Here is a 14,861-nt window from a genome sequence, read left to right on the forward strand (position 1 = left end):
GGTGCTCATTTGAGCAGCGCCCGCGACATGACGACACGCTGAATCTGGTTGGTGCCCTCGTAGATCTGCGTGATCTTGGCGTCGCGCATCATGCGCTCGACGGGGAAGTCGGTGGTGTAGCCGGCACCGCCGAAGAGCTGGACGGCGTCGGTGGTGACCTCCATCGCTACATCGGAGGCGAAGCACTTCGCTGCGGCAGAGATGAATCCGAGGTTCTTCTCGCCGCGCTCGGCGCGTGCCGCGGAGCTGTAAACCATCAGGCGGGCAGCTTCGACCTTCATTGCCATGTCGGCGAGCATGAACTGCACGGCCTGGAAGCTCGAGATCGACGTGCCGAACTGCTTGCGGTCCTTGGTGTATGCGATCGCCGCGTCGAGAGCGCCCTGAGCGAGGCCGACGGCCTGTGCACCGATGGTGGGCCGGGTGTGGTCGAGAGTCTCGAGCGCGGTCTTGAACCCGGTACCGGGCTCACCGATAATGCGGTCTCCGGGGATCTTGCAGTTCTCGAAGTAGAGCTCGGCGGTGGGCGAACCCTTGATGCCGAGCTTCTTCTCCTTGGGGCCGACGACGAATCCTTCGTCGTCCTTGTGCACGATGAACGAGCTGATGCCGTTGGCACCCTTGTCGGGATCGGTGACGGCCATGACGGTGTACCAGTCGGACTTGCCGCCGTTGGTGATCCAACACTTGGAGCCGTTGAGGATCCAGTCGTCTCCGTCGGCCTTCGCGCGGGTCCGCATGCTGGCGGCGTCGGAGCCGGCTTCGCGTTCGGACAGTGCGTACGACGCCATCGCGCCGCCTGCGAGCGAGGGCAGGACCTGCTTCTTGAGCTCCTCGGAGCCCTTGAGGATGAGGCCCATCGTGCCGAGCTTGTTGACGGCGGGAATCAGTGAGGACGAGCCGCAGACGCGGGCGACCTCTTCGATGACGATGCAGGCGGCAACCGAGTCGGCACCCTGACCGTCGTATTCCTCGGGGACGTGCACGGCGTTGAAGCCAGAGGCGTTGAGGGCATCGAGCGCCTCCTGCGGGAAGCGCGAGTCCTCGTCGACCTCCTTGGCGTACGGGGCGATCTCCTTCTCCGACAGGGCCCGGATCGCTGCTCGCAGCTCCTCGTGCTCCTCGGGTGACTGGTAGAGATCGAAGTCGGGATTTCCGGCCATGTCGGCCACGCTCCTCGCGATGTCGGGGGTACAGCACTGCCCACAAAGGGCACTCAGTGCCAAGCTTCACCCCAGTGTACGACCGGACCGGCCTCGATTCAAGGGTGGGGCTCGCCAAGACGGCACTGAGTGCCATCTTGGGTGGGTGTCACTCCGGAAGGTGACGGGCCAACGCGTCGGCGACGGTGTTCACGGACGTGCCCCGCGGGAATGTCGCGACCACGACGTCTCCGGAGGACTGGGCGCGGACCTGCGCCAACGCTGCGCGCAAGTCGGTGACGGACGTGGGCAGGCCGTCGCGAATCATCCGTCGTAGAAAGTAGTTGTGGGTCGCGGTCACCGAGGCGGAGAACTGCAGGATCTCCAGATGAGGGTGGTCGGGTAGCGCCCGCTGCAGATATTCGACGAAGAGACGGTCGTAGCGGAACACGGTGACGATCTCGCGATCGCGGAGGGCGGGAATTCGATGCACCACCTGATATCGCAGCCGCGACATCTCTTTCCAGTCCGAGAATCGCTCGTACACCAACTGGGCGGCATCGCAGACGGCCTGCCATGGGTCGCCGGTGTTGGACGCGAGCAAAGCGCCGACCTGTTCGAGCAGAATCTCGTGATCGGCGAAGACGACGTCTTCCTTGGCGCGGAACTGCCGGAAGAACGTTCGACGCGAGATTCCGGCCGCCACCGCGATGTCGTCCACCGTCGTCGAGTCGTAGCCCTTGACCGAGAACAGATCCAGGGCCGCGGTGGCCACGGTCAGCCTGAAGTCGGTGGATTCCTCGGGTTCTCCGCGCATGCCAGTGAAGGTAGCGGAGTTTCGGCAGGGGCACTGAGGTCGTCCTTCTCGGTGGCTGATTGCTAGTGTTCGCAAGTAGCCTGCTTCGCAGTGCTCGGCGAAGCGGAAGGACGTCATGGCCACGGATTCGAGTCGACCGCTGTACAGAATGAAGGCCGACTTCTTCAAGACGTTGGCTCATCCCGCGCGTATTCGAGTGCTGGAACTGTTGAGCGAACGCGAACACGCAGTGTCCGAGATGCTGCCCGAGGTGGGCATCGAGCCGGCGAATCTGTCACAGCAGCTGTCGATTCTGCGTCGCGCGGGTCTCATCGAGGGCACTCGGGAGGGGTTGTCGGTGTCGTACACGCTGACGTCGCCGAAAGTGGCGGACCTCCTCGTGGTGGCCCGGGAGATATTGACCGGCGTGGTGGCCAACCAGGTAGAACTGCTGGACGGCGAGTCCGGATCGCGCACCTGAGCTGACCGTCGAGGGAGGTGTGCATCATCTCTCCGCATCTGATTCATTACTTGCTAAACTTAGCAATCAACTGGATCAAGAACGATGAGCTTTCAGGAAGCGTCGCATGTCCGAACCGACGAAACGCACCCGCACGAACGACGCCCTGAGGGCGGTTTCCGCCCTTCTACCCAGATGGAGCGAGTGGAAGCCCGCGCTGCGCGCACCCGGTTCGGATCTTCTCGCCGGCCTCATCGTGGCGCTGGTGGCGCTGCCCCTCGCGCTCGGATTCGGAGTCAGCACCGGGCTGGGTGCAGCGGCGGGACTGACCACCGCCATCATCGCGGGAGTCGTGGCAGCGGTATTCGGTGGCTCACGGTTTCAGGTATCGGGTCCGACCGGTGCGATGACGGTGGTGCTGGTCCCGATCGTCGCCGAATTCGGGCCGACGGGAGTGCTCGCGGTCGGGCTGCTGGCCGGGATCATTCTGTTGGTGCTCGCGGTAGCAGGAATCGGCCGAGCTGTGCGGTACATGCCCGCGCCCGTCATCGAAGGATTCACCGCGGGCATCGCCGTTGTCATTGCACTGCAACAGGTTCCGTCGGCGCTGGGTATCACGGACGCCGAAGGTGACAAGGTCTGGCAGTCCGCGTTCGATGCCGCCCGTTCGTTTGTCGCGCATGCGAGCATCCTCACCCCCGCTGTGGCGATCGCCGTCGCGATCGTCATGCTCGTCGGCGGCCGCCTGGCACCGAAGATCCCGTTCTCGTTGGTCGCGGTTGCTGCCGCTACCGTGGCCACCCAGCTGTTCGATCTGGACATCGCCCGCATCGGCACCATTCCGTCGTCGTTGTCCGCCCCGAGCCTGGGCTTTTTCCACCTGGGTGACGTGACGGCGTTGCTGGCCCCGGCGTGTGCCGTCGCCGCTCTGGCTGCCCTGGAATCGTTGCTGTCCGCCACCGCCGCGGACTCGATGGGCGTCGGCGCTCGCCACAACCCCGACCGGGAATTGTTCGGACAGGGCCTTGCGAACATCGCCGCACCCCTGTTCGGGGGCATTCCCGCCACAGGTGCGATCGCCCGGACAGCAGTCAACGTTCGATCCGGTGCCCGCACCAGGCTTGCGGCCCTCACCCACGCGGTGATCCTCGCCGTCATCATGTACTCCGCGGCCGGGTTGGTCGCCGATATCCCGCTTGCAGCCCTGGCCGGAGTGCTGCTCGCAACCACCGTGCGGATGGTCGAGACCGCGTCCATCCGGGCGATCACCCGCGCCGGCCGCGGGGACACCGTGGTGATGGCGGCGACCTTCCTCGTCACGGTGGCCTTCGATCTCGTGACGGCGGTGGCGGTCGGCGTCGGGTTCGCTGCCGTCCTGGCTCTCCGGGCCATTGCGCGGTCGGCCACGGTCGAGCAGGTCCCCCTGAACACACTCGATGCGGTCTCGAAGGAAGAAGGAGACCTGCTGCGGGAACACATCGTCGCGTACCGCATCGACGGTGCGCTGTTTTTCGGTGCCGCGCACAGCTTCCTGCTCGAACTCGCCGACGTCTCGGACGTGAAGGTGGTGATCCTGCGCATGTCCCGAGTCACCACGATCGACGCCACCGGCGCCATGGTTCTCAAGGACACCATCACCGAACTCGAACACCGACACATCACCGTCCTGATCTCCGGTGCCAAGCCCGAGCACCTGCGTCCCCTCGCAGCCCTGGGGGTGTTCACCACCAAGGACGACGACGCTCGACACGTCTTCGACACCACCCCGCAGGCCATCGCCTGTGCACGCACGCTGGTGACCGAGGCGACCACTCCCCGCGGGTAGGGTCGTAGGTCACACTTGCGTACGAAAGGACCAGCTCATCGTGGCTCTCGTTGCCGGAATCGACTCTTCCACCCAATCGTGCAAGGTTTTCGTTCGCGATGCCGACACCGGGGAGTTGGTGCGTCACGGCCGCGCCGGTCATCCCGACGGCACCGAGATCGACCCGCAGCGGTGGAAAGAAGCACTCGACGAGGCCGTCGACGCCGCCGGCGGGCTGGACGATGTCGCTGCGGTGTCGGTCGGCGCGCAACAACACGGCATGGTCTGCCTCGACGACAACGGATCCGTAGTCCGTAAAGCATTGCTGTGGAACGACACTCGGTCGGCCCAGGCGGCAGAGGATCTGATCGCGGAGCTCGGCGAGAAGACCGGTGGCGACGGCGGTCAGGCCTGGGCCGACGCCGTCGGCGTGGTTCCGTTGGCCTCGATCACCGTCGCCAAGCTGCGGTGGCTCGCCGACAACGAGCCCGACAACGCCGATCGCACTGCGGCGGTGTGCCTTCCGCACGATTGGATCGGCTGGCAGCTCGGTGGCGCGTCGGGGCTCGACGCCTTGGCCACCGATCGCGGCGATGCGAGCGGCACCGGATACTTCTCGGCGGCCACGAACGAGTATCGAACGGATCTGTTGCAGTTGGGCTTTCGTGGCCGCAACCCACTGCTGCCCCGCGTGGCAGCGCCGAACGAGACGATAGGCCGCACTGTCGCCGGTGCGCTGATCGGCCCTGGTACCGGAGACAATGCCGCGGCGGCGCTTGCCCTCGATGCGCAGCCCGGTGATGTGGTGGTCTCGATCGGCACGTCCGGCGTCGTCTCGGCGGTGACCACCGCCGCCGCGGCCGACGGTTCGGGCCTGGTCGCCGGATTCGCCGACGCCACCGGGCGTCAGCTGCCGTTGGTGTGCACGCTCAACGCGGCTCGCGTCCTCGATGCGACGGCGCGAATGCTGGGCGTCGATCACGACGAGTTGTCGCGGTTGGCTCTGTCGACGACGAGCGACGGTGTGGTGATGGTGCCGTACTTCGAGGGCGAGCGGACGCCCAATCTCCCCGATGCGTCCGGTGCGATTCATGGACTACGGCTGAACAATTCGACTCCGGGCCATCTCGCGCGCGCTGCGGTCGAAGGACTGCTGTGCGGATTGGCCGACGGTATCGACTACCTGCGTGCACAGGCAGTGGACGTACGGCGTGTGCTGCTCATCGGCGGCGGTGCGAAGTCAGCGGCTCTCCGAGCCTTGGCTCCGGCAATTCTCGGGGTGCCGGTGGCCGTACCCGAGCCCGGTGAATACGTCGCCGACGGGGCAGCGCGCCAGGCGGCGTGGACTTTGGCCGGGACCAGTGAGCCGCCGACCTGGGCGCAGGCCACCTCGAAGACATACGAAGCAGACCCCACGCCGGCGGTGCGAGAGCGCTACGCGCATGTGAGTGGAAACTCGTAGCAGGGGTCGAGTTTCCACGCACATGCGGCGCAGCCGCGCTAAGGAATCAGGCGCGCATCTCGGTAACGCTGGATCACCGAGGCGATGGCATCGGGCGTGGAGCGGGAGCCCAAGAAGCCGGCCTTCTTGGACTTGTTCATGTCCGTCAGGCATTCCATGTCGCGGCCGAGGTCACCGTCGGTGTGCCACCACGACGCCAGCCGTGAGACGTCGCTCTCCACCAGATCGTGCTTCTCGGCGATCCGCTTCCACGTCGCGGCCGCGTCGGACATGCGGGGTTCGAGGGGACGCGGTTCGGTGTCGAAGCCTTCGGGTTCGACACCGAAGTGCTCGGCGAACTGCGGCCACAGCCAGCGCCAGCGGAAGACGTCACCGTTGGCGATGTTGAACGCCTCGTTGTGTGCGTTGTCGTCGGTTGCGGCCCAGACCATCTGCTCGGCGAGCAAGTCGGCGTCGGTGAGGTCGGTGAGCCCGTTCCACTGGGTCTCGGAACCGGGGAAGACGAACTTCTCGCCCAGTTCCTTGCAGATCGACGCGTAGACGGACAGCGTCAGCATCATGTTCATCGCGTTGCCCACGGCAAAACCGGAGACGGTGTGAGCGCGGTGCACACTCCATCCGAACCCGTATTTGTCTGCGCCGGCGAACAGTTCGTCTTCCTGCGCGTAGTAGAAGTTCGGCGTGTCGAGGCGGTCCTCGGTTTCGTGGAACGGCGTCTCGGCCATCACGGCCTCACCGTATGCATCGAACGGGCCGAGGTAGTGCTTGAGTCCGGTCATCAGCGCGACGTGCTTCACCGAATCGAGGGGACCGAGAACGTTCAGCACGTTGCGGAGGGTCGCCGAGTTGACCTCGATGTTCTCCTGCTCGGAGTCCTTCTTCATCCACGCGGTGAAGAACACGACCTCGGGGCGGACGTCCTTCAGCGCGTCCTCGAGGGACTGCGGGTCCAGCAGATCCGCCGCGACCGGCACGACGCCGTCGACGGGGGTACTGCCGCTCCGACTCAGTCCGTAGGTGGTCCAGCCTGCATCGAGTGCTGCGCGGCACAGCGCCTGCCCGGAAATGCCGGTGGCACCGACGATCAACGCGCGCGTGGTGTTCGTAGTCATCGGATCCGGTTACCCACTGGAGCCGATGCAACACGTGACGCTTCACTCACGTCAGGGCCAGTACTTGCTGGACGACGAGCACGATCGCGCCCACGGCCGAGACGGCGATTGCCGTGATACGTAGGCGTCGCCGATCGAGAACTCGGTTGATCACCCGAGAGAGCAGGAACCCCAGAACTGTCGCCGGGGCCAGGAACGCGAACAGCGTGGCGGTGTGGCTGTTCACCGCTCCGGCCACCGTCAACACCGCGATGGAAATGATCGAGCCGACGAGGAAGAAGCAACTCATCGTGCTGCGGAGTTCGGCTCCGGAGTTGCCTTGCCACACCAGAGCCATCGGTGGCCCACCGATGGAGGTGGCGGTTCCCAGAACTCCCGACGCGGCCCCGGCGACGACGAGATTACGTTTGTGCGGCAACGGAACCCAGCCGAACGACGTCAGCGCGACGCCGCCCAGGACCACGAGTGCCAACAGTATCGCCAGCCCGCGTTCGGGCAACAGGACCAGTAGCAGCGCACCCACCACCGAGCCGGGGAGTCGTCCGGCGAGTGCCCACCCGGCTCCCGAGAGATCGAGAGCCGTCCGGTCGCGTACCAGTACGAGCACGCTGACCACGACCGCGAGCATGATCAGCGTTCCCGGTACGAGTCCGGGGTCGACGATGGCCACGATGGGGGCGGCCAGCATGCCCATGCCGAAGCCGATCGACGCCTGCATCGCGGATGCGAAGAAGATCGCGAGGGCGACGACGACGAAGCCGGTGACACTCAGGTGCGTGAGTGTCATGTTCCGGCGGCGACGAGACCGAGATTCCCTGCCACGAGCGGATAATGGCATTCGGCAACATGATCGGCCTCGTCGGCGTCGTGTGCGACGGGTGGTGCGTCGCTCGCGCACAGGTCGGTCGCCTTCCAGCAGCGAGTACGGAAACGGCATCCCGACGGCGGATTCAGTGGCGACGGCACCTCGCCTTTCAGCAGGATCTTGTCGCCGCGGCTCGACGCGTCGAGTGTGGGTGCGGCCGACATCAACGCTGCGGTGTAGGGGTGGGCGGGCCGATCGAATACTGCCTCAGTAGCGCCTGATTCGACGATGCGGCCCAGGTACATCACCGCGACTCGGTCGGCGACGTGCCGGACCACCGAGAGATCGTGCGAGATGAAGACGTAGGAGATGCCGAGTTGCTTCTGCAGATCGTTGAGCAGGTTGAGCACCTGGGCCTGGACCGAGAGATCGAGAGCCGAGACGGGCTCGTCGCAGATGATGACGTCGGGGTTCAGTGCCAGAGCGCGCGCGATGCCGAGGCGCTGCCGCTGACCGCCGGAGAATTCCTGCGGGAATCGGTTCTCGTCGCTCGGGCGTAGGCCCACCAGATGCAGCAGTTCGCGAACTCGTGCGGAACGATCGCGGCGAGTCTTGTACAGGCCCTTGTGGGTTCGCCACGGCTCGCCGATGATGTCACCTGCCGTCATGCGCGAGTTCAGTGAACCGTACGGGTCCTGGAAGACCATCTGTACTCGTCGACGCCACGCGAGGAGGTCCTTGCCGCGCAGCGCGAACGGATCGATGCCGTCGAAGGCGACGGTGCCCGAGTCGGGTCGTTCGAGCATCATCAGGGTGCGAGCGAGAGTGGACTTGCCGCAGCCGGATTCGCCCACGAGGCCGAGGGTCTCGCCACGTCGTAGATCGAGGTCGATGGCGTCGAGGGCCCGGAGCTTCCCGCGGCCGACGTCGAAGGTCTTGTTCAGGCCGCGCACGGTCAGCAGTTGCTCAGACATGGCTGGGTACCTCGTTCGGGAAGTGGCAGGCCGACAGGCGGCCGTTGCCGACGGATTCGAGCGGCGGGCGGCTACTGATACAGATCTCGCGGGCGATGGGGCAGCGTGCCTGGTAGACGCATCCGTCGGGGATCGAGTGCAGATCCGGCGGGGTGCCGCCGATGGATTTGAGATCCTCGCCGCGGACGGCGTGCACGGGGACCGAGTCGAGCAGTCCCTTGGTGTAGGGGTGGCGCGGCGATCCGAACACCTCCGAAACCAACCCGGTTTCGACGACGTTGCCCGCGTACATGATTGCCACTCGATCGGCCTCTTCGGCCACCAGAGCGAGATCGTGGGTGATGAGTACGACGGCCATGTCGTGCTCGGTGCGCAATTCCTTGAGCAGTGCCATGATCTGCGCCTGCACGGTGACATCGAGGGCGGTGGTCGGTTCGTCGGCCAGCAGTACCGACGGACTCAGGGCCACGGCCATCGCGATCAGCAGGCGTTGCCGCATGCCGCCGGAGAACTGGTGTGGGTAGGAGTCGGCGCGTGATTCGGGCTCGGGGATACCCACGCGGGCCATCAGGGCGATGGCCTCGACTCGCGCCTGCTTGGCCGACATACCCCGGTGGATCCGAAACGGCTCGGCCAGTTGGGTTCCCACGGTATAGACGGGATTGAGTGCGGTCAGTGCATCCTGGAAGACGATGGCCAGTTCGGTGGCCGCGATCGTGCGTCGCACCTTGGTCTTGGCGGTGACCAAATCGACGTCGCCCATCTCCACCGAGCCGCCGGTGATGTCGGCGATCGGCTCGAGCAACCCGACGATGGCCTGTGCCGTCATCGACTTGCCGCAGCCGGATTCACCGAGCAGAGCAAGAGTTTCACCGCGGCGGGCGCTGAAGGTGACGTTGTCGACGGCGCGGATGACACCCGACGGCGTTCGCAGGTCGACGGTCAGTCCGCGTACGTCCAGGGCGACACTACCGGTGTCGGGTCGCGCCGACGGTGCGCTGGTTGCCGGTGCGCTCATGAGACGACCTTTCGTGCGGGGATCAGGCGAGACCGCTTGGATCGGGGGACATTGAGTCGCCACCGCTGCGCGGGATCGGTGGCGATGCGGGCCCAGGCGGCGAGAACGGTGGCCGAGACGGTCGTCAACACGATCGCGAGGCCGGGGAAGAAGGAGAGCCACCAGGCGGTCTGCAGGTAGGTACGGCCCTGCGAGACCATCAGGCCCCAGGAGACGTCGGGCGGCTGAATGCCGATGCCCAGGAAGCTCAGTGACGACTCGGCCAGGATGACGAAGCAGAAGTCCAGGGTCGCGACGGTCAGCAGAGTCGGCAGCAGAATCGGGGCCACGTGACGCCGGATGACCGACCCGCTCGTGGCACCGAACGTGCGGGCGGCGTCGACGAACAGTCGGCTCTGCAGCTCGGCCGACTCGGCGCGAGCGGTGCGCAGGTAGATCGGGATTCGCGTGATGGTCAGCACCAGAACGATATTGGCGGCGCTCGGTGAGAAGACGTAGAGCACAACGACGGCCATCAGCAGGGACGGAAAGCTGAGGATGACGTCGGCGACGCGCATCGCCGCGGTCTCGCGCCAGCCGCGATGGAAACCGGCCCACATACCGATGAACGAGCCGATGATCGCCGAGAGGATCACTGCTGGAATGGCCACCGAGAGTGTGGTTCTGCTGGCGACGATCAGCCGTGCCAACATGCTGCGTCCCAGTGGATCCGTGCCGAAGATGTTCATCCAGCCGGTGTCGAGGGTGAACGGAGGCAGATTGGAGCGGTCGAGATCCTGATCGGTGGCGGCGTCACCGACCAGCATCGGGCCGAAGATCGCGGTGAGGAAGACCAGCACCAGGATCGCGGCGGCGACGGTGGCCACCCTGTCTCGCAGTAGTAGCTTCCACAGCGGGGCCGACGCCTTGCGGGCTTCCACCGGAGCCGTCGGTTGAACATCCTCCGGCTCGGATGTTTTCGGTGCTTCGAAGTCGAGTGACATGTTCTTAGACCTTCACCTTGTCGCGAACCCGGGCATCGAGCAGTGCATAGCAGGCATCGATGACGATGTTGAGCACGAAGATGCTCACCGCCGTCAACAACACGGCCGCCTGCAGAACAGCGAAGTCGCGCTGCAGGATGGCGTCGATCATCAGTTTTCCGATACCCGGCCAGCCGAAGATGGCTTCGACGACCACCGCGCCGTTGACGAGTCCGACCATCAGGTCGCCGGCCACGGTCAGCGCCGGTGCCGCGGCGTTGCGCAGAGCGTGGTGGGTGACAACTCGAAGGTCGCCCGCCCCTTTGCTTCTCGCCAATCGAACGTACGGTGCCGACAGTGCCGAGACCATCGCGCCACGGACGACCTGAGTCAGGACGCCGAGCGGTCGAATGAGCAGCGTGGCGATCGGCAACACCCACGAGAGCATTCCGCTGTCCACCCCGGAGGTGGGCAGCCAACCGAACAGGATGGCGAAGACGTAGACGCCCATGATGGCGAACCAGAAGTCGGGAATGGACGCCGCCGTCATCGACAGCAGGCTCGAGATGCGATCGGCGAGCGAGTTCGGCCGGTATGCGGCCCAGCAGCCGATGATCACCGCACCGAGGATGGCGAGGAACATCGTTGCGAACGCCAGCTGCAGCGTTGCGGGGAAGGCGCGCAGGGCCATTGCCGACGCGTCCTCGCCGGTGCGCAGTGACTGCCCGAAGTCGAGTTGTACGACACCCTTGAAGTAGTCAAGCAACTGAGTCAGCACCGGCTGATCGAAGCCGTTGGTGGCGCGGAACGCTTCGCGCTGCGCCTGGGTGGCCGACTCGGGTAGGTACAGGCTGGTGGGGTCGCCGGTGAGCCTGGCGAGGAAGAAGACGCCCAGTAGAACGACGAACAGCGGGATCAGGCTGGTGTAGATCCGTCGGCGCAGAAATCTGAACATGTCAGGGCCTCTCGGTCTCGGCGCGGGTCATCGCGGCCAGATGCATTTCGTCGACCGTGGCCGAGTCCGGGGTGTAGTCCACGGAGGCGGCCTTGGCGAGCACCCCGTTCATGTGCGCGATGTAGGCCATCTGCATGATGTCCTTCGGTTCGTCGGCGAACACCTGCGCGTACGCGGCCTGCCTGTCTTCTCCGGTGAGAGCGCCGGCAGCGGCGATCTCCTTGTCGAAGTCCGCTGTGCCGTAGGCACTCTGGAACCCGTCACTGGTGAAGTACTGATCGACCGTGAAGGCGGAGTCGCCGGCCTGGTTGCCGTGCTGGATGACCAGCAGGTACGGACCGACGTCCGGGAACGGCCGCTCCTGGTACTCGGCAGTTCCTGCGGCGTCCATCATTTCGATCTTGACATTCATGCCGATCTTGGACAGCGAGTTCTGAATGACCTCCACCGTTTCGTTGATCTTCGGGAACTGACCGGTGCGTCCGATGAGACGGATCTCGGTGTCCACCGGAACCCCGTCGGCACGGGCCTGCTCGATCAACGTCCTGGCCTCGTCCATGTCGTAGGGCCAGGGAGTCAGGTCTTCGTTGTAGCCGACGACGCCCTCGGAAATGAGCTGTGCTGCAGGGGAACCGAGTCCGCGGAACAACGCCTTGACGATGCCGTCGCGATTGATGGCGTAGTTGATCGCCTGCCGAACCCGCATGTCGTCCAGTGGCGGTTGCGCGGCCTGCATGCGCAGTGCCGTGGTCTCGTTGTTGGGATAGGCCACGCCGAGGTCGCCTGCACCGTCCTCCGGTCCGACCGACGTGGCGATCTCGGCCTCGCCGTTGGTCACCATCGACGCGCGGACACTGCCTTCACTGCGCCATTGGTATTCGGCCCTGGCGTATTCGGGCTTCGGGCCCCAGTAGGTCTCGTTGCGTACCAGGGAGAGCTTCTGGCCGTAGTCCCACCGCTCGATCGCGAACGGGCCGGTGCCGATCGGTTCGCGTACCCGCTCGGTGTAGCTCGAAGTGCGCGGAACCATCTCCACGAACGAGAGCCGCAGCGGCAGAATGGGATCGGGCTCGGGTGACTGCACCGTCAGCGTCAACGGGTCGACGGCTTTCACCACCAGATCGGCGTCGCCGAAGACATATCCCTCGACGTTGCATCCCAGTTCGGAGTTGACGGTGCGGTCGATGGAGAACGCTGCATCCTCGGCTTCGAAGGGGCTGCCGTCGCTGAACGTCACGCCGGGGTGAATGGCGAACGTCCATTCGGTGTCCGAGGTCTGCTCCCAGGAGTCCGCCAACTTCGGTTCGAGATCACCGGTACTCGGATTGCGCTCCATCAGCGGCTCGGTGATGTTCGAGCGCGTGACCACTCCGACCGACGTCAGCGATACGTCGCAGGCTTCGAGGGTGGGCGGTTCCTGAGGCAGAACGATGCGCAGGGTGTCTGCGCGGGCTGCGGTTCCGTTGCTCGAGTTCGCGACGGTGCAGCCGCTTGCGATCAATGAAAGTGATAGTGCGCCAACAGCAATAGCGGCGACGCGATGGGTCCGTCCCTGCTGCACGGAGAGTGCAGGGCTCATGGTGGCCTCCAGTGGGAAAAGGGATACGCGTCATCGAGCCGCATTCGGATCTGTGACGGTAGACACACGGTAGGAGTGGGTGATCTCCACCGTCAACCGGACGAAAGCGACGTTTCGGCCCGTTATCCACGTCACAATCGTGCTGGATCAGTGCGGATGCTCGCAGTTCAGCGCCTCTGAGCAGGTCGAACGTCCAAACGGGTTAGGTCTACCTGCATGCTGAGGGTCATGTTCATGCCGTTTGGGTATCGGTCCATGTTATTTGCGTGTTGGACAGGTATCCGAGAAGCGGCATACCGTACAGGAAACGCGCACGCTCCACCACATCGCGAGGAGAACAACGGTGACCACCGGTCAACAGGAAAAGTCTGTGTTGCAACAAGATTCACGCCCAGGGGGCCGCGTGCTCCGAGTCGGGCCGCTGAAGCCGTCCCTGATGGACACTCTGGTTGCCGACTACGACGCGCTGACCTTGCCCGACGGGGACGAGCGTGAGCAGTTCCTGGCCGAGCACGGCCCGTCGATCACCGCCGTCGTCACCTCCGGCCGAACCGGCGTCGACGCAGCGCTGATGGAGCGGTTGCCGCAGCTCGGAGCCGTCGTGAACTTCGGAGTCGGATACGACACCACCGACGTCGACGCGGCCACCGAGCGTGGCATCGGGGTCAGCAACACCCCGGACGTGCTCACCGACTGCGTCGCGGATCTCGCTGTCGGCCTGGTGATCGACACCGTGCGTGGGCTCTCGTCCGCGGAGCGATTCGTACGGGCCGGCCGCTGGCCGGCCGAGGGCAACACTCCGCTGACCCGTCAGGTCACCGGCAAACGAGTCGGGATCATCGGGCTCGGCCGGATCGGATCTGCAATCGCGGACCGGCTCACCGCATTCCGATGCCCCATCTCGTACCACAACCGGAACGAGATCGACGGTTCACCGTATGTGTACGCGGCCAGTCCTGTAGCGCTCGCCGAGAGCGTCGACGTACTGATCGTCGCCGCTTCGGGCGGCTCGGGAACGGCCCATCTGGTCGATCGCGCGGTGCTCGACGCGCTGGGGCCACAGGGCTATCTGATCAACGTGGCCCGCGGAAGCGTCGTCGACGAGGAGGCGCTGATCGAACTGCTCGCCTCCGGGCAGCTCGCCGGTGCGGGTCTGGACGTGTTCGCCCACGAACCGAACGTGCCCGACTCTCTGCTCGCGATGGACAACGTGGTGCTGCTGCCGCACGTGGGCAGCGCAACGGTGGAGACTCGCGCGGCCATGGAAGCACTGACACTGGAGAACCTCGATCGATTCCTGGCCGACGGCTCCCTCGTCACGCCGGTGACGAAGTGACCGTCGTCGTCGGCTACTCGCCGACCACCGAAGGAAAAGGCGCGCTGCCCTTCGCATTTCGCGAGGCCCAGATGCGCGGAACGGATCTGCTCATCGTCGCCGAGGACAACAGTGCCGCAGACGCCGACTTCGCTGCCACCGTCGAATCGGCTCGCGAGGAGGCGTCGGCGGTCGGTGTCACGACGAAGATTCACGACAACGAGGCCAGCCGCTCGCACGCCGACAACCTGATCGACCTGTCGTTCGACGAGCAGGCTCAGCTGGTCGTCATCGGCATCCGCCGTCGATCGCCCGTCGGAAAGTTGTTCATGGGCAGCATCTCTCAGCGCGTACTGCTCGAGGCGCACTGCCCGGTGACGGCCGTCAAGCCGCCGGTGGGGACGCCGCGATAGTTCGGTTGCGTGTGCGGCGGTTCGGATGCCGAGTCGCCGGACGATGCCGGTGAGCAGGTTGACG

Annotated in this window: 14 protein-coding genes; 5 read left to right on the top strand and 9 right to left on the bottom strand. The window is 65.3% G+C overall.

The genetic code is table 11. From position 1 onward, the window contains the following. Window positions 1–5: 5 nt before the first annotated feature. Both CH266_RS23270 and CH266_RS23275 read right to left on the bottom strand, forming a co-directional pair. Window positions 6–1,163, bottom strand: coding sequence for an acyl-CoA dehydrogenase (locus tag CH266_RS23270; RefSeq protein WP_027495295.1), 1,158 nt, complete (start codon window positions 1,161–1,163; stop codon window positions 6–8). A gap of 148 nt (window positions 1,164–1,311) precedes the next feature. Further along, window positions 1,312–1,959: a TetR family transcriptional regulator gene (locus tag CH266_RS23275; RefSeq protein ID WP_027495296.1), complete on the bottom strand. Its 648-nt coding sequence runs from the start codon at window positions 1,957–1,959 to the stop codon at window positions 1,312–1,314. Window positions 1,960–2,074: 115 nt separating this feature from the next. Here CH266_RS23275 and CH266_RS23280 point away from each other — a divergent pair, with 115 nt between their 5' ends. From CH266_RS23280 to CH266_RS23290, 3 genes are all read left to right on the top strand, one after another. After that, window positions 2,075–2,419, top strand: a complete 345-nt coding sequence (locus CH266_RS23280; RefSeq protein WP_027495297.1) for an ArsR/SmtB family transcription factor — start codon at window positions 2,075–2,077, stop codon at window positions 2,417–2,419. 106 nt (window positions 2,420–2,525) lie between these two features. Continuing rightward, window positions 2,526–4,223 (top strand): SulP family inorganic anion transporter, encoded by a 1,698-nt coding sequence (locus tag CH266_RS23285; protein WP_094716248.1) that lies wholly within the window; start codon window positions 2,526–2,528, stop codon window positions 4,221–4,223. A gap of 40 nt (window positions 4,224–4,263) precedes the next feature. Next, complete coding sequence (locus CH266_RS23290) at window positions 4,264–5,664, top strand: xylulokinase (protein WP_094716249.1); 1,401 nt, start codon at window positions 4,264–4,266, stop codon at window positions 5,662–5,664. 38 nt (window positions 5,665–5,702) lie between these two features. Here CH266_RS23290 and CH266_RS23295 read toward each other — a convergent pair whose 3' ends face one another. From CH266_RS23295 to CH266_RS23325, 7 genes are read right to left on the bottom strand one after another with little or no spacing between them, the layout of a single operon-like run. Beyond that, on the bottom strand, window positions 5,703–6,776 hold the full coding sequence (locus CH266_RS23295; protein WP_094716250.1) for an SDR family oxidoreductase: 1,074 nt from the start codon (window positions 6,774–6,776) through the stop codon (window positions 5,703–5,705). 46 nt (window positions 6,777–6,822) lie between these two features. Further along, entirely contained in the window at window positions 6,823–7,563 is a 741-nt protein-coding gene (locus tag CH266_RS23300) for a sulfite exporter TauE/SafE family protein (RefSeq protein WP_081701549.1), read from the bottom strand. Beyond that, a complete protein-coding gene (locus tag CH266_RS23305) occupies window positions 7,560–8,555 on the bottom strand; it encodes an ABC transporter ATP-binding protein (RefSeq protein WP_032367138.1) in 996 nt (331 codons plus the stop codon). The genes CH266_RS23300 and CH266_RS23305 overlap by 4 nt, the downstream gene beginning before the upstream one ends. After that, on the bottom strand, window positions 8,548–9,573 hold the full coding sequence (locus CH266_RS23310; protein ID WP_094716251.1) for an ABC transporter ATP-binding protein: 1,026 nt from the start codon (window positions 9,571–9,573) through the stop codon (window positions 8,548–8,550). The genes CH266_RS23305 and CH266_RS23310 overlap by 8 nt, the downstream gene beginning before the upstream one ends. Beyond that, window positions 9,570–10,556 carry an ABC transporter permease gene (locus CH266_RS23315; protein WP_094716252.1) on the bottom strand — a complete coding sequence of 329 codons (987 nt, stop codon included), beginning with the start codon at window positions 10,554–10,556 and terminating at the stop codon, window positions 9,570–9,572. Before CH266_RS23315 ends, CH266_RS23310 begins: the two co-directional genes overlap by 4 nt. A gap of 4 nt (window positions 10,557–10,560) precedes the next feature. Further along, window positions 10,561–11,490, bottom strand: a complete 930-nt coding sequence (locus CH266_RS23320) for an ABC transporter permease (protein ID WP_027495305.1) — start codon at window positions 11,488–11,490, stop codon at window positions 10,561–10,563. 1 nt (window position 11,491) lies between these two features. After that, the gene (locus CH266_RS23325) at window positions 11,492–13,069 is read right to left on the bottom strand and encodes an ABC transporter substrate-binding protein (protein ID WP_057474436.1); all 1,578 of its coding nucleotides are present in this window, start codon (window positions 13,067–13,069) and stop codon (window positions 11,492–11,494) included. A 343-nt stretch (window positions 13,070–13,412) separates the two neighbouring features. Between CH266_RS23325 and CH266_RS23330 the strand changes: the two genes are divergently transcribed. Together CH266_RS23330 and CH266_RS23335 are read left to right on the top strand one after the other, a co-directional pair. Then, the gene (locus CH266_RS23330; RefSeq protein ID WP_238325023.1) at window positions 13,413–14,405 is read left to right on the top strand and encodes a 2-hydroxyacid dehydrogenase; all 993 of its coding nucleotides are present in this window, start codon (window positions 13,413–13,415) and stop codon (window positions 14,403–14,405) included. Continuing rightward, window positions 14,402–14,797, top strand: coding sequence for a universal stress protein (locus CH266_RS23335; RefSeq protein WP_094716253.1), 396 nt, complete (start codon window positions 14,402–14,404; stop codon window positions 14,795–14,797). Before CH266_RS23330 ends, CH266_RS23335 begins: the two co-directional genes overlap by 4 nt. The last annotated feature ends 64 nt before the right edge of the window (window positions 14,798–14,861 follow it).

It is taken from the genome of Rhodococcus sp. 06-1474-1B (assembly GCF_002258885.1).
GTDB lineage: Bacteria > Actinomycetota > Actinomycetes > Mycobacteriales > Mycobacteriaceae > Rhodococcoides > Rhodococcoides fascians.